The following is a 22378-nucleotide window of genomic DNA, read 5'->3' as shown; positions in this document are numbered from 1 at the left end:
CTGCTGGCCTGATTGAAAAAGGTCGCGACTGGATCATCCAGACGATGAAGGATTCCGGGCTGCGCGGACGCGGCGGCGCGGGTTTCCCGACCGGTCTCAAATGGTCGTTCATGCCCAAGGAAAGCGACGGGCGTCCGTCCTATCTGGTGGTCAACGCGGACGAATCCGAACCCGGCACCTGCAAAGACCGAGAGATCATGCGCCATGATCCGCATACGCTGATCGAGGGCTGCCTGATCGCGTCTTTCGCCATGAACGCACACACCTGCTACATCTATCTGCGCGGTGAGTACATCCGCGAACGCGAGGCGTTGCAGGCCGCGATCGACGAGGCCTATGACGCGGGTCTGCTGGGCAAGAACGCCGCCGGCTCGGGCTGGGATTTCGATCTGTTTCTGCACCACGGGGCAGGCGCCTATATCTGTGGCGAGGAAACCGCGCTGATTGAAAGTCTCGAAGGTAAAAAGGGCATGCCGCGGATGAAGCCGCCGTTCCCCGCGGGTGCGGGTTTGTATGGCTGCCCGACGACCGTGAACAACGTCGAATCCATCGCCGTCGTGCCCACGATCCTGCGTCGTGGCGCGGATTGGTTCGCTGGTTTCGGCCGCCAGAACAACGCGGGCACCAAGCTGTTTGCAATCTCGGGTCACGTCAACAACCCCTGCGTGGTCGAAGAGGCGATGTCGATTTCCTTCGAGGAACTGATCGAGACCCATTGCGGCGGTATTCGCGGCGGCTGGGACAATCTGCTGGCCGTGATCCCCGGTGGATCCTCGGTTCCGTGCGTGCGCGGTGAGAATATGCGCGACGCGATCATGGATTTCGACTATCTGCGCAACGATCTGGGTTCGGGGCTTGGAACGGCGGCCGTGATCGTGATGGACAAATCCACAGATATCATCAAGGCGATCTGGCGCCTGTCGAAATTCTACAAACACGAAAGTTGCGGCCAGTGCACGCCCTGTCGCGAAGGCACCGGCTGGATGATGCGGGTCATGGACCGCCTGGTGCGTGGCGAGGCCGAGTTGGAAGAGATCGACATGCTGTTCGATGTGACCAAACAGGTGGAAGGTCACACGATCTGCGCGCTCGGCGATGCGGCTGCTTGGCCGATCCAGGGCCTGATCCGCAATTTCCGTGAAGAAATCGAAGACCGCATCAAGGCTCAGAAATCGGGCCGTATGGGTGCGATGGCGGCGGAGTGAACGGGATGGACATGTTTGCGGAATACAGCCACGCGATTTCATCGGTTGTGCTTTTCACACTGGTGGTTCTGTTCCTGGCCCCGTTTTCAGCGCTGGCCAAGCAGGGCAAGGGCCTCGCGCCGGGGGCGATTCCGGAGCAGGACTATTCTGACCAGGCCTATCGTCTGAACCGGGCCTATCTGAACGGAACGGAAACGCTTCCGGCGTTTGTGGCCGTTGTGACCGCGGCGGTATTGCTGGGCGCCAGCCCGTTCTGGGTCAATCTGCTGGCGTCTGTCGCTTTGGTCGCGCGGTTGGTGATGCTGGTGGTGCACATCAAAGGCATAGGCAAGCCGAACAGTGGCCTGCGGTCCGTGCTGTATGTATTGGGCTGGGCCTGCATGTTTGTGATTGGGCTTATGGCATTGGTGGCGGCGTTCTGATGGCGCCGTGGCAGATGAGAACACGAAGAGGGATAGTATGAAGGCCCCAAGAACCCTTGTAGTCCTGCTGGCACTGGCAAGCGTGTCCGCCTGCGGCATCTTCAAGCCGTCGGAAGATCGTATTCTGTTCGATGGAAAGGCGTTCAAGGCAAAGGCGAAGGCGGTCGACAAGAAAGCCTCGCCAACGGACTTTACCGTTGTGGTAAAGGGTGCGTCCGCATCGTTGGACGGCGCGCGTGAGGCCGGTCGTCATGAAGGAACCAAGTTTTGCGTGCAGAATTTCGGGTCTTCGCGGATCGATTGGAAAGTGGGGCCGGACACCGAACCGCAAAACCTGCGCATCAGTGACGATCAATTGACCTTTGCGGGAAAATGCCAACGGCCATGATGCGCGGTTTTGCATATCACGACATGGATTGCCGGCCGTTATTGCCTAGCAAGACCGGACCAGTTCGTTTTGGTACTTCCAAAACGAAGGGAAATTCCATGTCTTTTGCCAAAACAATCGCGCTGGCTGCCTTGGTCACATTGCCTGCCGTTGCAAATGCGAAGCCGCCCTTGAGGGATGTCAAAGAGATCGACGACGAACTCTATTACATCGCCATCGCAAATGAAATTTCGGAATATTGCCCGTCGATCAGCGGGCGTCGATTGAAAGCGATCAGTGTGATGTGGGGGCTGCGCTCCAAGGCGAACAAACTGGGGTATTCGGATACCGAAATCCGCTCTTACGTCGAATCGGATGCTGAAAAAGACCGGATGCGTGCCAAGGGCGAGGCGTATCTGGCGAAAAACGGCGTGTCCTACGACAACCCTAAAACATTCTGCTCTCTGGGGCAGAAGGAAATCCAAAGAAACAGCGCCATTGGCGTTTATTTGAGAGCGAACTGAGAGCCATGTCTGACCTCCGCAAGATCAATATCGACGGGCAGGAAATCGAAGTCGAAGGTGCGATGACCCTGATACAGGCCTGTGAGCAGGCCGGGGTTGAGGTGCCGCGTTTCTGCTATCACGAGCGTCTGTCGATTGCCGGAAACTGTCGGATGTGTCTTGTCGAGGTTGTTGGCGGCCCGCCCAAGCCAGCGGCCTCTTGCGCGATGCAGGTGCGCGATCTGCGTCCGGGGCCAGAAGGTCAACCCCCGGTGGTCAAGACGAACTCGCCCATGGTCAAAAAGGCCCGCGAAGGCGTGATGGAGTTCCTGCTGATCAACCATCCGCTGGATTGCCCGATCTGCGATCAGGGTGGCGAATGCGACCTTCAGGATCAGGCGATGGCCTATGGCATGTCCGGATCCCGCTTCAAGGAAGCAAAGCGGGCGGTCGATGACCTGGATCTTGGCCCGTTGGTTGGCACCGCAATGACCCGCTGCATCAGCTGCACGCGTTGCGTGCGCTTCACCACCGAAGTTGCCGGGATAACTCAGATGGGTCAGACAGGGCGCGGTGAGGATGCCGAGATTACCTCGTATCTGAACCAGACGCTGGATTCGAACTTGCAGGGCAACATCATCGATCTGTGCCCGGTTGGGGCGCTGACCTCCAAGCCCTATGCCTTTACCGCGCGTCCGTGGGAATTGACGAAAACCGAAAGCATTGATGTGATGGATGCGTTGGGATCGAACATACGCGTCGATACCAAGGGCCGTGAAGTCATGCGTTTCCTGCCGCGCAATCATGACGGCGTGAACGAGGAATGGATCAGCGACAAGACTCGCTTTGTCTGGGATGGCCTGCGCCGTCAGCGTTTGGACAAGCCCTATGTCCGTGAAAACGGCAAGCTGCGCCCGGCCTCATGGTACGAGGCGCTGACCAAGGCCGGAGAAGCGCTGAAAGGCGCCGAGAAGCCCGCCGGTATCGTAGGTGATCTGGCTCCGGTCGAGGCGGCGTTTGCGCTGAAACAGATGATCGAAGGGCAGGGTGGTGTTGTCGAATGCCGTACCGATGGCGCAAAGCTTCCGGCGGGCAATCGTGGCGCTTACGCTGGCACCGCCGCGATTGAAGATATCGACACCGCGGAACGCATCCTGCTGATCGGTACAAACCCACGTGACGAAGCGCCTGTCCTGAACGCGCGCATCCGCAAAGCGTGGGCGCATGGGGCCGAAGTCGCTCTGGTCGGTCCTGCGGTCGATCTGACATATGAGTATCACCATGTTGGCGATGATCGAACAGCGCTGCAAAAGGTTGTCGACATGGGCGGAGATGACGAGATCAAAGGCAAACGGTCGTTGGTCATCATCGGGCAGTGCGCTTTGCAGGAAGCGGACGGCGCCGCCGTGCTGGCTGCTGCGCAAGCCATCGCGGCCAATACAAAAAGTGGCCTGATCGTTTTGCACACTGCGGCATCGCGCGTAGGTGCGATGGATGTGGGTGCCACGAACGAAGGCGGAATGGACGCGATCAGCGCCGCCGATGTGATCTACAACCTTGGTGCGGATGAGGTCGAGATCGGCGAAGGCGCCTTTGTGATCTATCAGGGCAGCCATGGTGACCGGGGCGCACACCGCGCCGATGTGATCCTGCCAGGCGCGGCCTATACAGAGGAAAACGGTGTGTTCGTAAACACCGAAGGTCGCCCTCAGCTGGCGATGCGAGCCGGTTTTGCGCCGGGCGAAGCGAAGGAGAACTGGGCCATCCTGCGCGCCTTGTCGGCCGAACTGGGCGCAACACTGGCCTACGACTCTCTGGCACAGTTGCGCACGGCCTTGATCGAGGCGGTTCCGCATCTGGCCCGCATCGACGAAGTGATCGAGAACGATGTGAAAGCTCTCGACGCCGGTGCTCTGGGCAACGCAACTTTCCGCTATGCGGTAAAGGACTTCTACCTGACTAACCCGATTGCACGGGCGTCACAGCTGATGGCTGAGCTGTCGGCACAGGCGCAGGCCCGCAAATCCGAGAAGATCGCGGCGGAATGACCCAGACCATTTTCATATCGCAGATCGGCGCATCCGGTGCCGGGTGGCAGTTGGCCGCGCCTGATTTGCGTGTGAAACCGAATATTAAGGGTGGCGCAATGGCGGCAGATGCTGTTTACACCAACGCGCCGACCCAGCCGCAGTTTGCGCAGGCTTCTGGCCTTTGCATCGCGCGCGGAAAACGGAATACCCACGGTGTGAGGACCAATGGCTGAATTCTTTAACACCCCAGGCGGAATAGCCATCATCATTCTGGCGCAAGTGCTTGCTGTTGTTGCCTTCGTGATGATCTCGCTGTTGTTCCTTGTTTATGGCGACCGCAAGATCTGGGCCGCTGTCCAGATGCGCCGCGGGCCCAACGTGGTCGGCGTCTACGGTCTGCTGCAATCGGTGGCGGATGCGTTGAAATACGTCGTCAAAGAGGTCGTGATCCCCGCAGGAGCCGACCGTACGGTTTTCATCCTCGCGCCGCTCACCTCTTTCGTGCTGGCGATGATCGCCTGGGCGGTGATCCCGTTCAACGATGGCTGGGTTCTGTCGGATATCAACGTTGCGATCCTCTATGTCTTCGCCGTGTCCTCGCTCGAGGTTTATGGCGTGATCATGGGCGGTTGGGCGTCGAACTCAAAGTACCCGTTCCTCGGCTCGCTGCGCTCGGCCGCGCAGATGATTTCCTACGAGGTTTCGATCGGCCTGATCATCATCGGCGTGATCATCTCGACCGGGTCGATGAACTTTGGTGACATCGTGCGGGCTCAGGATGGATCGTTCGGGTTCTTCAGCTGGTACTGGCTGCCGCATTTCCCGATGGTCTTCCTGTTCTTCATCTCGGCACTGGCCGAGACGAACCGACCACCGTTTGACTTGCCCGAAGCGGAATCGGAACTGGTCGCCGGTTATCAGGTCGAATACTCCGCCACGCCGTTCCTGCTGTTCATGGCAGGCGAATACATCGCCATCTTCCTGATGTGTGCGCTGACGTCACTGCTGTTCTTCGGCGGATGGCTGTCGCCGATCCCGGGCCTGCCCGATGGCGTGCTGTGGATGGTCGCCAAGATGGCGTTCTTCTTCTTCATCTTCGCGATGGTCAAGGCGATCACGCCCCGCTACCGCTATGACCAGTTGATGCGGCTGGGCTGGAAAGTGTTCCTGCCGTTCAGCCTCGTCTGGGTGGTTTTCGTGGCCTTCGCGGCGAAATTCGACTGGTTCTGGGGCGCGTTTGCGCGTTGGAGCGTAGGAGGCTGATATGACCCAAATCGACTATACCCGCGCTGCCAAGTATTTTCTCCTTCAGGACTTCTGGGTCGGCATGAAGCTGGGGCTGAAGTATTTCTTCGCCCCCAAGGCTACGGTGAACTATCCGCACGAAAAGGGGCCTCTGTCCCCACGTTTCCGCGGCGAACACGCCTTGCGCCGTTATCCAAATGGCGAGGAACGCTGTATCGCCTGCAAACTGTGCGAGGCGGTCTGCCCGGCACAGGCCATCACCATCGACGCCGAACCGCGCGAGGATGGCAGCCGCCGCACCACGCGCTATGACATCGATATGACCAAGTGCATCTATTGCGGCTTCTGCCAAGAGGCCTGCCCGGTCGATGCCATCGTCGAAGGCCCGAACTTTGAATTCGCCACGGAAACCCGCGAAGAGCTGTTTTATGACAAGGAAAAACTCCTGTCGAACGGCGAGCGCTGGGAAGCCGAGATCGCGCGCAATCTGGAAATGGACGCGCCTTACCGATGACTGACAGCCCGACAAATCCGTTCGAGCTGATGATGAAGCAGGCTCAGGACATGGCCAAGGCGATGAACCCGGCGATGGAAAACTTTTCGCCCAAGGGGTTCGAGGCGCTGTGGCCGACCATGCCGAAAGAGGTCATGGAGATGATGTTCGGCAACACCGTCAACAAGGACGGGCTGGATGCCAAGACCCGCCTGTTGCTGACGCTGGCCGGGCTGACCTGTCAGGGCGCGCAGGCGGATTCGGCCGTGCGTCAGACCGTGCGTCATGCGCTGGAAGCGGGCGCAAAGAAACAAGAGATCGTGGAAACGATCGGTCAGATGTCGGTCTTTGCCGGCATCCCGGCCATGACCCGCGCGCTGGATCTGGCGCAACAGGTCATGGGCGACAACGAGGATGAGGATCAATGACCGTCTTTGCCTTCTACCTGTTTGCCATCAGCGCCATCACCGGCGGGCTGTTCACGGTGATCAGCCGCCAGCCGGTGCACTCGGTCCTGTGGCTGATCCTGGCGTTTCTGTCCTCGGCAGGGCTGTTCGTGCTGCTTGGGGCCGAGTTCGTGGCGATGCTGCTGGTCATCGTTTATGTCGGAGCGGTTGCGGTGCTGTTCCTCTTCGTGGTGATGATGCTGGACGTGGACTTTGCCGAGTTGAAGGCCGAGATGGCGCGCTATATGCCGCTGGCCCTGCTGATCGGTCTGGTCATCCTGATGCAGTTCGTCATGGCCTTTGGCGCATGGGACAGCGCGCAGGGCGCGGCGGCCAATCTGGCGCAACCGGTCCCGGCAGACCGCCACAACACCGAGGCGCTCGGCGTCATTCTTTATGATCAATACTTCCTTCTGTTCCAACTGGCGGGCCTGATCCTGCTGGTGGCCATGATCGGCGCTATCGTTCTGACGCTGCGCCACCGCAATGACATCAAGCGTCAGGACATCATCGGCCAGATGATGCGCGACCCGGCCAAGGCGATGGAGTTGAAGGACGTGAAACCGGGGCAGGGATTGTGAGCTTCAAAGCCATCATATCCGGTCTGGGCTTTGCATTGGCGCCTGCGATGGCATTCGCAAAAGGTATTGAAGGATGCGAAGCTCTGCCAATTATGTCTCACCATGTGATTGAGACGAACCACCACGTCATTGGAAACGGCGTTATCTCCTACTCTGAAATTGGCGACATTTGCACCGACAAATTGGGATGTACGAACACCGAATTTGTCTTGTTGTCAGCTTGTGAGACTGGGCGGACCATTCGGATCGTCGCGAAACTCGAAAGAGAATTCGACGGCACTCGGTTGGATCGCAAAGATGAGGCAAATGAAATTGTGCAAAAACTGGCCTCCGCTGACGCAAGCTTTTCCTGGTTTACGGTAAAAGCAACCTTTGAGCGGAAAGCCTTCCAAGTCGAAGAATATGTGGAATCGAAAGAAAACTGCGCTTGTGCAGTGGCGTTTCCGGAGCTTCGCAACGGGAAAGAGAAATTCGAGGGACTATGAGACGATGATCGGACTTGAACACTATCTTACGGTCGCGGCGACGCTGTTCGTCATCGGCATCTTCGGTCTCTTCCTGAACCGCAAGAACGTCATCATCCTGTTGATGAGCATCGAACTGATGCTGCTGGCGGTGAATATCAACCTCGTGGCGTTTTCCAGTTTCCTCGGCGATCTGGTCGGGCAGGTGTTCACGCTGTTCGTGCTGACCGTTGCGGCAGCCGAGGCGGCGATTGGTCTGGCCATTCTGGTCTGCTTCTTCCGCAACCGCGGCACCATCGCGGTTGAAGACGTCAATATGATGAAGGGGTAAGGGAACATGGAAACCACCATCCTCTTTGCCCCGCTGGTGGGCGCGCTGATCTGCGGTTTCGGCTGGAAGTTCATTGGCGAGAAAGCCGCCATGTGGACGGCCACGGGCCTGCTGTTTCTGGCCTGTTTGCTGTCATGGCTCGTGTTCTTCTCGTTCGACGGTCACACACAACAGATCGAGATCATGCGCTGGATCGAAAGCGGGTCGCTCTCGACCTCGTGGGCCATTCGTCTGGACCGACTGACCGCCATTATGCTGATCGTGGTGACGACCGTCTCGGCACTCGTGCATCTCTACAGCTTCGGCTACATGGATCACGACCCGCAATGGCGCGAAGGCGAAAGCTATAAGCCGCGTTTCTTTGCGTATCTGTCCTTCTTTACCTTCGCCATGCTGATGCTGGTGACGGCGGACAACCTTGTGCAGATGTTCTTTGGCTGGGAAGGCGTGGGTGTCGCGTCATACCTGCTGATCGGGTTCTACTATCGCAAGCCTTCGGCCAATGCGGCGGCGATGAAAGCGTTCATCGTCAACCGTGTGGGCGACTTTGGCTTTGCTCTGGGCATCTTCGCGCTGTTCTTCTTGACCGACAGCATCAACTTTTCGGATATTTTCGCATCGGCACCCGCGCTTGCAGAAGAAAAGCTGCATTTCCTGTGGGGCGAATGGACCGCGGTCGAAGTGATCTGCGTTCTGCTCTTCATTGGTGCGATGGGTAAATCCGCGCAGCTGATCCTGCACACGTGGCTGCCCGACGCGATGGAAGGCCCGACGCCTGTGTCGGCCTTGATCCACGCGGCTACCATGGTGACAGCGGGTGTTTTCCTGGTCTGCCGCATGTCTCCGCTGATGGAGTTTGCGCCGAGCGCGACCGGGTTCATCACTTTCCTCGGGGCCTCGACCGCGTTTTTTGCCGCGACCGTGGGTCTGGTGCAGACCGACATCAAGCGGGTGATCGCCTATTCGACCTGTTCGCAATTGGGCTACATGTTCGTGGCGGCGGGTGTTGGCATGTATTCGGCAGCCATGTTCCACTTGTTGACGCACGCATTCTTCAAGGCGCTGTTGTTCCTTGGTGCTGGCTCGGTGATCCACGCCATGCATCACGAGCAGGAAATGACCGAGTATGGCGGGCTGCGGAAAAAGATCCCCTATACCTTCTGGGCGATGATGATCGGCACCCTGGCGATTACCGGTGTCGGCATTCCTCTGACACAGATCGGTTTTGCGGGCTTCCTGTCCAAGGATGCCATCATCGAAAGCGCATTTGCCGGCGGCACGGGCTTCGCCTTCTGGATGCTGGTGATCGCGGCGATGTTCACATCGTTCTATAGCTGGCGTCTGATTTTCCTGACCTTCTATGGCAAACCGCGTGGCGACAAGCATACGTATGACCATGCACATGAAAGCCCGATGACCATGCTGGTGCCGCTGGGCGTTCTGTCGTTGGGTGCGGTGTTTGCCGGGATGATTTGGTATGGGAATTTCTTTGGCCATGCGGACAAGGTCGGCAAGTTCTACGGTATTCCGGTTGCCGAAGCGTCAGAACATGCCGAGACCGGTGAACATGCGGCGGCGGATGCTTCGCACGGTGAAGACAGCCATGCGGATGAAAGCCACGCAGCTGACGGCCATGCCGATGAAGGTCATGGTGAGAAGGATGCCAAGGGTGGCGATCATCACTATGTCTTTGCGGGCCAGCCCGGCGAGGGTGCGCTTTACATGGCACCGGACAACCATGTTCTGGACGATGCGCATGCGGCTCCGAAATGGGTCAAGGTTTCACCCTTTGTCGCCATGTTGCTGGGCTTTGTGGTGGCCTACTGGTTCTACATCGTGAACACGTCGCTGCCAGCTCGTCTGGCTGCGAACCAGCGCCCGCTGTACCTGTTCCTTCTGAACAAGTGGTATTTCGACGAAATCTACGATGCGGTCTTCGTAAAACCCACTGTGGCGCTTGGCCGGTTCCTGTGGAAACGCGGTGACGGCAATACAATCGATGGCTTCCTGAACGGAGTAGCAATGGGCGTTGTTCCCTTCTTCACCCGCCTCGCCGGCAAGGCGCAGACCGGGTACATCTTTACCTATGCCTTCTGGATGGTGCTGGGCATCGCGGCCCTTGTGACCTGGATGTCGATCGGCGGAGGGGCCCAGTAATGGACTATATCCTTTCGATCGTCACGTTTATCCCCGCCATCGCCGCTGGCATTCTGGCCCTGTTCCTGCAGGGTGACGATGCGGCGGCCCAGCGGAACGCCAAATGGATTGCTCTGTTGGCCACCACGGTGACCTTCCTGGTTTCCATCGGCATCTACACTGGCTTCGACCCGTCGAACCCCGGCTTCCAGATGGTGGAAGAGGGTGAGTGGCTGATGGGCCTCAAATACAAGATGGGTGTTGATGGCATCAGCGTTCTGTTCGTTCTGCTGACCACCTTCATCATGCCGCTGACAATTCTGGCCAGCTGGAATGTCACGGATCGCGTCAAGGAATACATGGTTGCCTTCCTGCTGCTGGAAACGCTGATGCTGGGCGTCTTCATGGCGCTGGATCTGGTGCTGTTCTACCTGTTCTTCGAAGCAGGTCTTATTCCGATGTTCCTGATCATCGGGATATGGGGCGGCAAGGATCGGATCTACGCCAGCTTCAAGTTCTTCCTGTATACCTTCCTCGGCTCGGTCTTGATGCTGGTGGCGATGGTTGCAATGTATGCTGACGCAGGCACCACGGACATTGCCGCGCTGATGACGCACCAGTTCTCGTCCGAGAGCTTTAGCGTGCTGGGCATCTATGTTGTCGGCGGCATGCAGACCCTGATGTTCCTGGCGTTCTTTGCCTCGTTCGCGGTGAAAATGCCGATGTGGCCGGTGCATACCTGGTTGCCGGATGCCCACGTTCAGGCGCCTACGGCGGGATCGGTCGTACTGGCGGCGATCCTGCTGAAGATGGGCGGCTATGGCTTCCTGCGGTTCAGCCTGCCGATGTTCCCTGTGGGTTCAGCAGTGATGACCGATCTGGTGCTGTGGATGTCGGCGATTGCCGTGGTTTATACCTCGTTGGTGGCGCTGGTGCAGGAGGATATGAAGAAGCTGATCGCTTATTCCTCGGTCGCGCATATGGGCTTTGTGACCATGGGTATTTTCGCGGCAAATCAGCAGGGCATCGATGGCGCGATCTTCCAGATGCTCAGCCACGGGTTCATCTCGGCCGCGCTCTTCCTCTGTGTCGGCGTGATCTATGACCGGATGCATACCCGCGATATCGAGGCTTACGGCGGTCTGGTGATCCGGATGCCCGCATACGCGCTGGTCTTCATGCTGTTTACCATGGCCAATGTCGGCCTGCCGGGCACATCGGGTTTCATCGGTGAATTCCTGACCCTGATGGGCGCGTTCCAGGTCAACACCTGGGTAACGGCGGTGGCGGCTACTGGTGTGATTTTCTCGGCCGGGTATGCGCTGTGGCTGTACCGTCGGGTCGTGTTTGGCGATCTGATCAAGGAAAGCCTCAAGGCGATGACCGACATGAGCTCGCGCGAGCGGTTGATCTTCGCCCCGCTGATCGTGATGACCATCCTGCTGGGTGTCTACCCGTCGCTGGTGACCGATGTGATCGGGCAATCCACAGCGGCTCTGATTTCGAACTATGACACGGCTCTGGCCGCAGCTGAGGCTGCGACCCAGACAGCCGCTTCGCATTAAGGGAGCTTTGGAGACATGATCCAGGCTGATCTGACAATCATCCTGCCGGAAATCGTTCTGGCGCTTTATGCGATGGCGGCGCTGCTGGGGGCTGTCTATACGACAAAGGACGGGCTGGCGCCTCTGCTGGTCTGGACCACCGCAGGTCTTATGGCCCTTCTGGCAATCTGGATTGCAACTCAGGGCGGGGGTACAAACGTGGCCTTCAACGGCATGTTCGTCGATGACGGCTTTGCCCGCTTTGCCAAGGTTGCCATCCTGCTATCGGCGGGTGCCGTACTGGTCATGAGCCAGGAATACATGGCGCGCCGTGATCTGCTGCGTTTTGAATACCCGTTGCTGGTGGCACTGGCCGCCGTGGGGATGATGATGATGGTCAGCGCAGGCGATCTGATGTCGCTTTACATGGGGCTCGAGCTGCAATCGCTGTCGCTCTATGTCGTGGCTGCTCTGCGTCGTGACAGCGCGAAATCGACCGAGGCAGGTCTGAAGTATTTCGTGCTGGGTGCGCTGAGCTCGGGTCTGCTGCTTTATGGTGCGTCGCTGGTCTATGGCTTCACCGGCACAACGTTGTTCTCGGGTATCATCCAGACAGTTCACCACGGCGATGTTTCGTTGGGGCTGCTGTTTGGTCTGATCTTCCTGATCTCGGGTCTGGCCTTCAAGGTCTCGGCCGTTCCGTTCCATATGTGGACGCCGGACGTTTACGAGGGGTCTCCCACGCCGATCACGGCCTTCTTTGCCACGGCGCCCAAGGTTGCGGCGATGGCGTTGTTCGCGCGCCTGTTGCATGACGCGTTCGGCGGCATTGTCAAAGACTGGCAGCAAGTGATTGTCCTGCTGTCCGTGCTGTCGATGTTGCTGGGGGCCGTGGCCGCGATCGGACAGCGCGACATCAAGCGTCTGATGGCGTTTTCGTCGATTGCCCATATGGGTTATGCGCTGATTGGCCTGGCCGCCGGTACCGAGCTGGGTATCAAGGCGATGCTCATGTATCTGGCCATCTACGTGACCATGAATATCGGCACCTTCGCCTTCATTCTGATGATGGAACGTGACGGCAAACCCATTACCGACATTGACGCTTTGCGGCAATACTCCAAGCGTGATCCGGGCAAGGCGCTGGCGGTGCTGATCTTGATGTTCAGCCTTGCGGGCGTGCCTCCGATGCTTGGTTTCTTTGCGAAATTCGGCGTCTGGCAGGCGGGTGTCAGTGCGGGTCTGACCGGTCTGGTCGTCGTCTCGGCCATCGCTTCGGTCATCGGTGCCTTCTATTACCTGCGGATCGTGTTCTACATGTATTTCGGGGCCGAGAACGAAGAGCCGATCGAAACCCGGTCGACCCCTGTATTATGGGTGGCATTGATGGGGTCTGCGGCCCTGATGCTGATCGGTATCTTCTATCAGTTCGGTGTCGAGGGCGCGGCAGCAGCCGCAGCGGCCACGCTTGTCAACTGATCGTTTTGCACAACCGGAAAGAGGGGCTCGGTCGCGCGACCGGGCCTTTTTGATATGACAAAATGGCCCCAAGGCTATGGCCTGCACGAGGTGCAGGAAGTCGACAGCACGCTGAATGAAGCGGCGCGGATAGCTCCGAACGCGCGTGGTCCCGTCTGGATCATGGCGCATCACCAGACGGCGGCGCGCGGGCGGCGTGGACGAAGCTGGGCCAACCCGATGGGCAACCTGGCGGCGACCTTGCTGATGCGACCTCAGGGCGCGCCGGAACAGGCGGCATTGCGCAGTTTCGTGGCGGCGCTGGCGCTTTTCGACGCGTGTGTCGCCGTTACCGGGCGGGCTGCCGGACTGTCGCTGAAATGGCCCAATGACGTGCTGCTGAACGGCGGCAAGCTTGCCGGTATCCTGCTGGAAAGCACGGGGCAGGGGCGTGGCGTGGCGCATCTGTCCATCGGCATCGGAGTGAATCTGGCCAATGCCCCGGATGCCGACGCGGTAGAGCCCGGCGCGGTTCGTCCCGTGTCACTTCTTTCGGAAACCGGGGCGCATGTCTCGCCCGAGGATTTTCTGACTGAACTGGCTGCTGCCTATGCCGGGTATGAAACCCAGTTCGTCACCTATGGGTTCGAACCGATCCGCACCGCCTGGCTGTCCCGCGCGGCCCGGTTGGGCGAGGTCATCACTGCGCGGACCGGTACGTCAGAAACGGTTGGAACCTTCGAAACGGTGGACGCAAGTGGTAACCTTGTCTTAAACACCGCCAAAGGCCGCGTGAGCATTCCTGCGGCGGATGTCTATTTCTGAGAGGGGCGCGGATGCTTCTGGCCATCGATTGCGGCAATACCAATACCGTCTTCTCGATCTGGGACGGTAAGGAATTCCTGTGCACCTTGCGCACCTCGACCCACCATGCGCGCACGGCAGACGCGTATTTCACCTGGTATTCGACGCTGGTGAAACATTACGGGATCGAGGCGAATATCTCGGATGTCATCATTGCCTCGACCGTGCCGCGTGTCGTATTCAACCTGCGCATCTTCGCCGATCGATTTTTTGGTTGCAGACCATTGGTTGTGGGCAAGCCCGATTGCCTGTTGCCTGTCCCGCCGCGTGTGGATGAAGGCACGGTGCCCGGCCCGGATCGACTGGCCAATGCCGTGGGCGCATTTGACCGTCATGGCGGCAATGTCGTCGTGGTGGACTTTGGTACCGCAACAAATTTTGACGTTGTCGCCGCGGACGGTGCCTATGTGGGGGGCGTCATTGCTCCGGGTGTGAACCTCAGCCTTGAGGCTTTGCATCAGGGCGCAGCCGCACTGCCGCATATCGACATTACGCGTCCCGAGAAGGTGATCGGTACAAATACGGTTGGTTGTATTCAATCGGGCGTGTATTGGGGATATTCCGGTTTGATCGAGGGGCTGATCGCCCGGATCAAGGCCGAGTATGGAATGCCGATGAAAGTCGTTGGAACCGGAGGGCTGGCCCCCTTGTTCGATCAGGCCGACGTGGGGTTCGACGCAATCGAGGATGATCTGACGATGCACGGCCTGACCGTGATCCATCGCTACAACAAGGATAATGGCTCCGTATGAGCAGTGAAAGATTGATCTACCTGCCGCTGGGTGGCGCGGGCGAAATTGGCATGAACGCCTATGTGTACGGCTACGGTGAGCCGGGAAAGGAACGCCTGATCCTTGTGGATCTGGGTGTCACTTTTCCTGATATGGACACAACGCCAGGCGTTGACCTTATCTATGCCGATATCTCATGGCTGAAAGAGCGTGCAGACCGACTGGACGGTGTTTTCATCACACATGCCCATGAAGACCATGTCGGTGCCGTGGCACATTGTTATGACGCTTTGGGTGCGCCGGTCTATGCACGTGCCTTCACGGCCAATATCGCGCGTCGCAAAATGGAAGAACACGCGCACCCGACCGAGGCGGTCACGACCGTTTCCGCCTGGCCTGAACAGGTGTCCGCCGGGCCGTTCACGGTTGGTTTCCTTCCGGTTTCGCACTCGATTCCCGAAAGTGCCGCATTGGTCATCGACACCCCCGCAGGGCGTGTCGTGCATTCGGGCGACTTCAAGCTGGATGCAGCACCGGTCGTTGGAGAGGCCTTTGACCCTGACCTGTGGGCCGAGGTCGCCAAGCCCGGCATCAAGGCGCTGGTCTGTGACAGTACGAATGTGTTTTCGACCCATCCGGGGCGTTCAGAATCCGAAGTTGGCCCCGAGATCGTCAAGCTGGTCGAAGGCGCGGAAGGCATGGTTGTGGCCACCACCTTTGCGTCCAACGTCGCGCGGGTCAAAACGCTGGCCGAGGCGGGTTCGCGGGCCGGGCGTTCCGTCGTCCTGCTGGGCCGCGCGATGCGCCGGATGATTGAAGCCGCGACTGAAACGGGTATCCTGTCGGACTTCCCCAAGGTGATCAGCGCGGAAGAGGCGTTGGACTTGCCGCGACAGAACCTGATGCTGATCGTGACCGGCAGCCAGGGGGAACGACGGGCCGCAAGCGCCCAACTGGCCCGTGGCAAGTATCGTGGTCTGGAACTGGCCGAGGGCGATCTGTTCCTGTTTTCCTCGAAAACCATTCCCGGGAATGAGCGGGGCGTGATCTTCATCATGAACCAGCTCAGCGAAAAGGGTGTGGATGTCGTCGATGACAGCTCGGGCCTTTATCATGTCTCGGGGCATGCGAACCGGCCGGACCTTGAGAAAGTGCACGCACTGACCGATCCGCAATTCGTGATCCCGATGCATGGCGAACACCGGCACCTGCGGGAGCATGTCAAACTGGCAGAGCAGAGCGGCAGAACCGGAGTGCTGGCAGTGAACGGCACCATGCTGGATCTCAGCGGCAATGCGCCCGTGGTCGTCGATTATGTTGAAACCGGTCGCACATATCTGGACGGCACCGTTAAGATCGGTGCCCTTGACGGAGTGGTGCGGGATCGTATCCGCATGGCTTTGAACGGCCATGTTACGGTGACGGTGGTTCTGGACGAAGAAGACGAACCGCTGGGCGAGCCGTGGTGCGATACCATGGGGCTGCCCGAAACCGGGACGTCCCGTGCCGCGTTGGTCGAAGTGCTGGAAGAGGATCTGAACCAGTTCCTGATGCGGGCCGCTGCCAAGACCCTGCGCGATGACGACAAGCTGGAAGATGAAATGCGCCGCATCGTGCGGCAAACAGCCAAAGCCGAAATTGGCAAAAAGCCCGAAGTGACGGTGGTGGTCAGCCGGATGCGGTGAAACCGATCCGTCAGTCGTGGGTTGGCATCGGATAGCCCCTGAGACGCAGGAACAGGTTGGCTTCTTCGTTGTTTTTGTAGAATGGAACCGACGATGGCGGCTCGGGGGACGTAACCCGGGCCGCTATTTCCGCCAGAACGACCTCGGTGATAAACGGCAGATCCAGATCCCGTGCCCGATCCAGTGGCACCCATTGCAGGTGCGACAGTTCATCCGAGGCGTGACTGAAATCATCCACGTCACCTTGCAGGGCTTGGGCATCGACCAGAAAGAACCGCGCATCGAACCGGCGGGGACGGCCCGGTGGAGTTACTGCGCGAAAGACGAACTGAAGCGCAGCCGCAGTTGGCAGGTATCCCAACGCCGCAAAGCTATGCCAATCGTCAGGTACATGACCGGGCCATGTGCCCGGCTGGCCGAGAACAAGACCGGTTTCTTCCCAAAGCTCGCGTATGGCAGCAGCAGCGAGGGCGCGCTGAATCCCCGGCTCGGCCTGTTCGCCCAAACGTTCAAAGCACAAATCCGGCAAATTCGTTGCCAAGTGAACATCCGCGTCAGCCGGATCAACCGCGCCACCGGGAAAGACGAACTTGTTCGGCATGAAGGCCGCTTTGGACCCGCGTTGCCCCATAAGGATCGAGGGGGTTGTCCATCTGTCCCGCAGCACGATAATTGTCGCTGCGTCCCGGATGGCGGTTTTGTCGGGTGTCATGTCCAAATTGGTCAACTGGCTCGGGTCACGCGGTATTCCCAAAGCCATGCATGCGGCGTGCCCACTGATACGCCACCACCGCACCTTTCAGGCGTGGCAACAGGTACAGGGACAGGGCGACGCAGGCGACGGAAAAGCCGATGGCCATGGTCCACGGATCGGGCCGCCAATGCACATAGGACACGTGCAGAGCGGGCGCCAGCAGATGGCCGACCAGCAGGATTGTCAGGTAAGCGGGCCCATCATCTGCGCGATGGTGAAACAATTCCTGCCCGCAGTTCGAGCAGGAGTCATTGACCTTGAGATAGCTGTGCAACAGCTTGCCTTCCCCGCAGTTGGGGCATTTGCAGCGAAACCCCTTGACCAGGGCGGGCCATGTCTCACGCTCATCTTCAGAGGTCGTCTCGATCGTCTGATCCGTCATAATGTAACTCGCGCAGTAATCTTTTGCGGATAATGGGCCTGATCGTGAAAATTTAAAAGGGGGGTGCGTCGCTTTGCAACGTCTGCCCGGCACGTCGGCTTGGGGTCGGTCCCGAACCTTTCAAAAAATAATGTCGACTTCAGCGACGGAAATCCTGGCGCGGCCCGTTTGAATGGGTATGAGCGGCGGCACTCGGGCCGCGTCAACAAAAGGAAACGGAAATGAAAAACGTTACATTCATCTCGGCCATTGTTATGTCGGCGGTTGCGATTACCGGTACTTCTGTTCTGGCCGCTGGCCCGGGTGGCCGCGAGCCGGTGTCCTTTCAGGAACTGGACGCCAATGGCGATGGTCAGGTGACGCAACAAGAGATGGAGGCGCACCGCACCGCTCGTTTCACCGAGGCGGACACCAATGGGGATGGAAAGCTGAGCCAGGAAGAAATGCAGGCTGCCGCCCAGAAGAAAGCCAGTGACCGGGTTTCCAGGATGTTCGAAAACAACGATGCGAACAAAGATGGCTTCCTCAGCCAGGATGAGTTGCCGAAACCGCGCCGGGCTGACAAGATGTTTGATCGGATGGATGCGGACAACAGTGGCGGAATCTCGGAACAGGAATTTGCCGATGCCAAAGATCGAATGGGACGGCACCATAAGAAAAAGCATCAAAAATCGGGTGCAAGCGATAACTGATGCAGGATGGAGGATCTGACCTCCCACCCACAAGATGTTCGCGGTGCGGATTGCGCCGCGAACACACTCAGCGACGATGCGTTGCTGAGGCAATTCGCCGACGGCGAGGCGGGTGCGGCACGGATCCTGACCGATCGTTTGGGGCCTCGCTGTTACTCGGTTGCTTTGCGCATGTTGGGCAATCGGGCCGAGGCGGAAGACGTGACGCAGGATGCGATGATGCGGTTATGGCAGATGGCACCGAATTGGGTTTCGGGTCAGGCCAAGGTTTCGACCTGGCTGTATCGGGTGACGCTGAACCTGTGCGTGGACATAAGGCGCAAGAAGGCACCGGACAGGTTGTCGGACGTTCCCGAACCCGAAGATGGCAAGGCCAGCGTGGTTGACCGCATGCAGGATGAGGCACGCAAGGATGCCTTGCAGTCGGCTTTGGCTGAACTGCCCGAGCGGCAGCGGCAAGCGGTCGTGCTGCGCCATATTGAAGAGCTGCCCAACCCCGAGATTGCCGGAATAATGGGCATTTCGGTAGAAGCAGTTGAAAGCCTGACCGCAAGAGGCAAGCGCAGCCTGACCGCGATCCTGGCCGGACGGCGCGAAGAACTGGGGTATGACAATGGCGGATGAAGACCTGGAACTGGATCAATTGTTTGCACAGGCACGACTGCAACGACCGGCACTGCCGGACGATCTTGCCGTGCGAATCCAGACGGATGCTGAATCTGTTCGCCTCGGTCGCCTTGCGCCTGCGCCGCAACCGATGCCTTCGATATGGCACAGGTTGATAAGCAATGTAGGGGGATGGCAGGGCCTTGGCGGGCTTGTCGCCGCAAGCGCTGCCGGTGTCTGGATCGGGTTTTCCGCACCAGCCTTTCTGCCGGACCCGGCCAACCTGCTGGCGTCAGAGGAGACACCCTTTCTCGTAGCCGACCTTGGATTTGACTCGAGTTTTCTGGAGAGCACAGAATGAACGCTGATCCCAAGCCCAAACGCAGATGGGTTCCTGTCGTCCTGGCCCTGTCACTGGCGCTGAACCTGCTGGTTGTCGGTGTCGCTGTTGGAACGGTGTTGCGCCTCAAAGGCGGGGATCATGCCAAATCACCGCCTGGCTTCGGCCCCGCGTTGTACCGGGCCTTGCCCAAGGATGATCGGAAGGCGATGCGGGGCGAGCTGGCGGGCCTGCACAAGAAAGGGTCCAAGGGTCGTGCTCAGGATTTTGAAGCGCTCAGTCAGGCTTTGCGCGCAATGCCCTTCGACCCGGTCGCCGTTCAGGTTCTGTTGCAACAACAAGCACTGGCCAGCGCCGATTTGCAGCAGGCCTTGCAAACGCAATGGCTGACCCGTGTGACCGCCATGAGCGATGATGAGCGGCAGGCCTATGCAGACCGTTTGCAGGAGGTCGTCAAACGCGGGCCGCATGGGCACAAGAAAAGAGACTGAACAGATCAGGCGGCACTTTGCCTGATACTCACCTGATTGCGCCCTGCTTTCTTCGCAGCATAAAGCGCTTTATCCGCGGATTTGATCAGGTTTTCCACGCTTTCGGCCGTACAGTCTTGCCGGGCGAAACCGGCCTGAGACAACTTCAACCCGATACTGACCGTCACTTCAACTTGTGCCCCATGGTCCGGTAACAGGAACGGGGACTGGCAGATGCTGTCACAAACGGTTTCGGCCAGGTTCAACGCCCTTTGGGGCGATACATCGGGCACGCCGATCATGAACTCTTCCCCCCCGATGCGGGCGACAAAGCCACGGGATCCCAAGGCATGTTGCATACGTTCCGCCGCTTGCATCAAAACGTAATCGCCGCTTGCATGACCATGGCCATCATTGATTGCCTTGAAGTGATCCAGATCGGCCAGCATGATCGCAAAACTGCGCCCCGTTCTGGCGGATTGGCGCGCGATCTGATCCAGCGCGCGCATGGCGTAGCGGCGATTGTGCAGCCCGGTCAACGGGTCGATCCAGGATTCCGCGATGCCTCTTTTGAGAGAGACCCGCATCTGATCCAGTCGCGCTTTGCGGGCGATCTGGTTTTCAAGCCGCAGCAGGATTTCTTGCGCGCAGAACCCACCCAGACAGACAGCATCGGCCCCTCGGTCCAGAGCTTCCGAAGCCTGTCCTGCGTCTTCGTCTTTCAGCACCCCGATCAAAACTGTGTGCCGGGTCACGCCGCGTGATCTCAGGTCGGCAAGGATATTCAGACCAGACGGGTTCGCGCCCAGCTCAACCACGATCGCATCAGGAATAGAGCCGGACAAAACACCCCGCAGGTTTGACTGAAGATGCCAGTTCAAATCAAATTGACGTTGATCTTCAAGGGCCTTTTGCCAAAGCGCGCCGGTTCGGGCTGTGTGGGTCAGAATATCAACCTGCGCCGCCTTGGATGGTCTGATTATCGGTTGGGCCGGCTCTGCGAAGCCAATCGGTTGCGATCCGTTGCTGACCTGCAAATCCTGAGTGGCCGCACGGGCACGCAAAAGGCTGCGAATGCGCGCCAACAATAAGGTGTCTTTGAACGGGTGCGTCAACACATCATCCAGCCCGTCCTTCAACGCCCGCAGCCGGGCGTCCCGGTCATTTTGCGCGGCAATCGCCACGACCGGAACGTCGTCAAGGCCGGGTTCCTTCACAATCGCCTTCTTCACATCCGCAGCCGTTCCATCCGGCAACGTCTGGGCCGTCAGAACCAGATCCGGTTGCGTACGCCGCACGAGTGCGGGCAAACCTTCAAGCTTTTCACCCTGCACCACGTGATACCAGGCCGCCGTCAGCTGTACCTTCAGCATGATGCGATTGGTCGATACCCCGTCGAGGACAAGGATAGTTCCCTGCACAGACATAGTTGTTCACCGTTGATTGCATGCGTGAACAAAGTGTTTATGACTCTGGTTAACAAACCCTTTCCAAGACTGGATCTGACCCAAGTTTATGCCGATATCCTCTGATTCCGCCGAAACTCTTGCGCTGACGGCCCTGGCCTGGCTGGTCAGCAACGACGCGCTTTTGCCTGTCTTTCTGGGCTCCACGGGCGCATCGATCGAGGATGTGCGCGATCGGGCAAGCGATCCCGAGTTTCTGGCGTCGGTTCTTGATTTTCTGGTGCTTGACGATTCGTGGGTCATGGCGTTTTGTGACGCCAATTCACTCGCCTATGATCTTCCCGCCCAGGCAAGGGCGGTATTGTCAGGCGGCGCTGAGATACACTGGACATAACCATATTTTCCGCAGGAGCACCGGATGCCGATAGATGCGATCATCTTTGACAAAGATGGCACGCTGTTTGACTTTGCAAATACGTGGGGAGGGTTCGGACGCTCCATGCTGTTGCGCCTGTCCAACGGGGACGAAGATCGCGCGACCGAGCTTGGCCGTGTCATCGGATATGATTTCGAGCAAGGGAGATATACCGAAGACAGCATTGTAATCGCCGCCACGGTCGAGGAAATCGCAGAGGTTCTGATTGCCCATGTCGATGGCGTGACCTTGCAGGAGATCATCGATTTGATGAACTCCGAGGCCGCCTCGGCCCCGCAGGTGCCCGCCGTTCCATTGGTTCCGTTCCTGGAAGGTCTGCAAAACGCTGGTATAAAGCTGGGCGTTGCGACGAATGACAGTGAACATCCCGCTTTGCAGCATCTCGAATCTGTCGGGATAAGGGGGCATTTCGATTTCGTCGCAGGGTATGACAGTGGTCACGGGTTCAAGCCGGGACCGGGCCAGTTGCTTGCCTTTGCCGCCCATATCGGGGTCGAGCCATCTCGTATCGCGATGGTGGGCGACAGTCTTCATGACTTGCAGGCCGGGCGCGCGGCGGGGATGACCACGATCGGTGTTTTGACCGGTTTGGCCGAGGCCGATGCATTGGCGCCGATGGCGGATGTGATTTTGCCGGATATCGGGCATATTCCCGAATGGTTGGCCAAAATTTGATTTTCTAATCCGGGATTCGACAATACGGAATGAAAAACCGACATAATCTGTCGCAGACGGAGCGGCCATAGGCGTCTCTTCGGGGCTTGCTTGACGAAAGCAAGAACAGGAG

27 protein-coding genes are annotated in these 22378 nt (G+C 58.7%); 24 read left to right on the top strand and 3 right to left on the bottom strand.

The window, feature by feature from the left end; genetic code table 11:
* The 18 genes from nuoF to AC2FNN_RS01380 all read left to right on the top strand — a co-directional run.
* Positions 1 to 1205: NADH-quinone oxidoreductase subunit NuoF (nuoF, locus tag AC2FNN_RS01465; RefSeq protein ID WP_496756095.1), on the top strand; the 1205-nt coding region annotated here is incomplete at its 5' end.
* 5 nt (positions 1206 to 1210) lie between these two features.
* Positions 1211 to 1627 carry an MAPEG family protein gene (locus tag AC2FNN_RS01460; protein ID WP_496756093.1) on the top strand — a complete coding sequence of 139 codons (417 nt, stop codon included), beginning with the start codon at positions 1211 to 1213 and terminating at the stop codon, positions 1625 to 1627.
* A 37-nt stretch (positions 1628 to 1664) separates the two neighbouring features.
* Complete coding sequence (locus AC2FNN_RS01455; protein ID WP_496756091.1) at positions 1665 to 2015, top strand: hypothetical protein; 351 nt, start codon at positions 1665 to 1667, stop codon at positions 2013 to 2015.
* Positions 2000 to 2518, top strand: a complete 519-nt coding sequence (locus AC2FNN_RS01450) for a DUF5333 domain-containing protein (RefSeq protein WP_496756090.1) — start codon at positions 2000 to 2002, stop codon at positions 2516 to 2518. Before AC2FNN_RS01455 ends, AC2FNN_RS01450 begins: the two co-directional genes overlap by 16 nt.
* A gap of 5 nt (positions 2519 to 2523) precedes the next feature.
* Positions 2524 to 4545 carry an NADH-quinone oxidoreductase subunit NuoG gene (gene nuoG, locus AC2FNN_RS01445; RefSeq protein WP_496756088.1) on the top strand — a complete coding sequence of 674 codons (2022 nt, stop codon included), beginning with the start codon at positions 2524 to 2526 and terminating at the stop codon, positions 4543 to 4545.
* Positions 4542 to 4760 (top strand): hypothetical protein, encoded by a 219-nt coding sequence (locus AC2FNN_RS01440; protein WP_496756087.1) that lies wholly within the window; start codon positions 4542 to 4544, stop codon positions 4758 to 4760. The genes nuoG and AC2FNN_RS01440 overlap by 4 nt, the downstream gene beginning before the upstream one ends.
* On the top strand, positions 4753 to 5790 hold the full coding sequence (gene nuoH, locus AC2FNN_RS01435; RefSeq protein WP_117868407.1) for an NADH-quinone oxidoreductase subunit NuoH: 1038 nt from the start codon (positions 4753 to 4755) through the stop codon (positions 5788 to 5790). Before AC2FNN_RS01440 ends, nuoH begins: the two co-directional genes overlap by 8 nt.
* 1 nt (position 5791) lies before the next feature.
* Complete coding sequence (gene nuoI / locus AC2FNN_RS01430; RefSeq protein WP_170384239.1) at positions 5792 to 6286, top strand: NADH-quinone oxidoreductase subunit NuoI; 495 nt, start codon at positions 5792 to 5794, stop codon at positions 6284 to 6286.
* Complete coding sequence (locus AC2FNN_RS01425) at positions 6283 to 6693, top strand: carboxymuconolactone decarboxylase family protein (protein ID WP_496756084.1); 411 nt, start codon at positions 6283 to 6285, stop codon at positions 6691 to 6693. Before nuoI ends, AC2FNN_RS01425 begins: the two co-directional genes overlap by 4 nt.
* Positions 6690 to 7292: an NADH-quinone oxidoreductase subunit J gene (locus tag AC2FNN_RS01420; RefSeq protein WP_496756083.1), complete on the top strand. Its 603-nt coding sequence runs from the start codon at positions 6690 to 6692 to the stop codon at positions 7290 to 7292. The genes AC2FNN_RS01425 and AC2FNN_RS01420 overlap by 4 nt, the downstream gene beginning before the upstream one ends.
* Entirely contained in the window at positions 7289 to 7777 is a 489-nt protein-coding gene (locus AC2FNN_RS01415) for a hypothetical protein (protein WP_496756081.1), read from the top strand. The genes AC2FNN_RS01420 and AC2FNN_RS01415 overlap by 4 nt, the downstream gene beginning before the upstream one ends.
* A gap of 4 nt (positions 7778 to 7781) precedes the next feature.
* Positions 7782 to 8087, top strand: a complete 306-nt coding sequence (gene nuoK, locus AC2FNN_RS01410; protein ID WP_005984024.1) for an NADH-quinone oxidoreductase subunit NuoK — start codon at positions 7782 to 7784, stop codon at positions 8085 to 8087.
* Positions 8088 to 8093: 6 nt separating this feature from the next.
* Positions 8094 to 10244, top strand: coding sequence for an NADH-quinone oxidoreductase subunit L (nuoL, locus tag AC2FNN_RS01405; RefSeq protein ID WP_496756079.1), 2151 nt, complete (start codon positions 8094 to 8096; stop codon positions 10242 to 10244).
* Positions 10244 to 11788: an NADH-quinone oxidoreductase subunit M gene (locus tag AC2FNN_RS01400; RefSeq protein WP_496756077.1), complete on the top strand. Its 1545-nt coding sequence runs from the start codon at positions 10244 to 10246 to the stop codon at positions 11786 to 11788. The genes nuoL and AC2FNN_RS01400 overlap by 1 nt, the downstream gene beginning before the upstream one ends.
* 15 nt (positions 11789 to 11803) lie before the next feature.
* On the top strand, positions 11804 to 13246 hold the full coding sequence (nuoN, locus tag AC2FNN_RS01395; RefSeq protein ID WP_496756075.1) for an NADH-quinone oxidoreductase subunit NuoN: 1443 nt from the start codon (positions 11804 to 11806) through the stop codon (positions 13244 to 13246).
* Positions 13247 to 13300: 54 nt separating this feature from the next.
* Positions 13301 to 14050, top strand: a complete 750-nt coding sequence (locus tag AC2FNN_RS01390; RefSeq protein ID WP_496756073.1) for a biotin--[acetyl-CoA-carboxylase] ligase — start codon at positions 13301 to 13303, stop codon at positions 14048 to 14050.
* 11 nt (positions 14051 to 14061) lie between these two features.
* Positions 14062 to 14841, top strand: a complete 780-nt coding sequence (locus AC2FNN_RS01385) for a type III pantothenate kinase (protein WP_496756071.1) — start codon at positions 14062 to 14064, stop codon at positions 14839 to 14841.
* Positions 14838 to 16505, top strand: coding sequence for a ribonuclease J (locus tag AC2FNN_RS01380; RefSeq protein WP_496756069.1), 1668 nt, complete (start codon positions 14838 to 14840; stop codon positions 16503 to 16505). The genes AC2FNN_RS01385 and AC2FNN_RS01380 overlap by 4 nt, the downstream gene beginning before the upstream one ends.
* 10 nt (positions 16506 to 16515) lie before the next feature.
* Here the strand turns inward: AC2FNN_RS01380 and AC2FNN_RS01375 are convergent, their stop codons facing one another.
* Together AC2FNN_RS01375 and AC2FNN_RS01370 are read right to left on the bottom strand one after the other, a co-directional pair.
* Complete coding sequence (locus tag AC2FNN_RS01375) at positions 16516 to 17217, bottom strand: NUDIX hydrolase (protein ID WP_496756067.1); 702 nt, start codon at positions 17215 to 17217, stop codon at positions 16516 to 16518.
* Between the two features lie 25 nt (positions 17218 to 17242).
* Positions 17243 to 17641, bottom strand: coding sequence for a DUF983 domain-containing protein (locus AC2FNN_RS01370; protein ID WP_496756065.1), 399 nt, complete (start codon positions 17639 to 17641; stop codon positions 17243 to 17245).
* Between the two features lie 221 nt (positions 17642 to 17862).
* On the opposite strand from AC2FNN_RS01370, the gene AC2FNN_RS01365 reads away from it, so the two are divergent.
* Genes AC2FNN_RS01365 through AC2FNN_RS01350 form a run of 4 tightly spaced genes read left to right on the top strand, consistent with a single transcriptional unit; the run spans position 17863 to position 19770 of the window.
* A complete protein-coding gene (locus tag AC2FNN_RS01365) occupies positions 17863 to 18333 on the top strand; it encodes an EF-hand domain-containing protein (protein ID WP_496756063.1) in 471 nt (156 codons plus the stop codon).
* Between the two features lie 6 nt (positions 18334 to 18339).
* On the top strand, positions 18340 to 18957 hold the full coding sequence (locus AC2FNN_RS01360) for an RNA polymerase sigma factor (protein WP_496756061.1): 618 nt from the start codon (positions 18340 to 18342) through the stop codon (positions 18955 to 18957).
* The gene (locus AC2FNN_RS01355; protein ID WP_496756060.1) at positions 18947 to 19300 is read left to right on the top strand and encodes a hypothetical protein; all 354 of its coding nucleotides are present in this window, start codon (positions 18947 to 18949) and stop codon (positions 19298 to 19300) included. Before AC2FNN_RS01360 ends, AC2FNN_RS01355 begins: the two co-directional genes overlap by 11 nt.
* Positions 19297 to 19770, top strand: a complete 474-nt coding sequence (locus tag AC2FNN_RS01350) for a periplasmic heavy metal sensor (protein WP_496756058.1) — start codon at positions 19297 to 19299, stop codon at positions 19768 to 19770. Before AC2FNN_RS01355 ends, AC2FNN_RS01350 begins: the two co-directional genes overlap by 4 nt.
* Before the next feature lie 5 nt (positions 19771 to 19775).
* On the opposite strand, the gene AC2FNN_RS01345 is transcribed toward AC2FNN_RS01350, so the two are convergent.
* The gene (locus AC2FNN_RS01345) at positions 19776 to 21176 is read right to left on the bottom strand and encodes a diguanylate cyclase (protein ID WP_496756056.1); all 1401 of its coding nucleotides are present in this window, start codon (positions 21174 to 21176) and stop codon (positions 19776 to 19778) included.
* An 88-nt stretch (positions 21177 to 21264) separates the two neighbouring features.
* On the opposite strand from AC2FNN_RS01345, the gene AC2FNN_RS01340 reads away from it, so the two are divergent.
* Together AC2FNN_RS01340 and AC2FNN_RS01335 are read left to right on the top strand one after the other, a co-directional pair.
* Positions 21265 to 21549: a DUF3572 domain-containing protein gene (locus tag AC2FNN_RS01340; RefSeq protein ID WP_496756055.1), complete on the top strand. Its 285-nt coding sequence runs from the start codon at positions 21265 to 21267 to the stop codon at positions 21547 to 21549.
* 24 nt (positions 21550 to 21573) lie between these two features.
* A complete protein-coding gene (locus AC2FNN_RS01335) occupies positions 21574 to 22266 on the top strand; it encodes an HAD family hydrolase (RefSeq protein ID WP_496756053.1) in 693 nt (230 codons plus the stop codon).
* Positions 22267 to 22378: the final 112 nt, after the last annotated feature.

This window comes from Ruegeria sp. BHSA118 (assembly GCF_059613405.1).
This window is presented reverse-complemented; position numbering and strand designations above follow the sequence as displayed.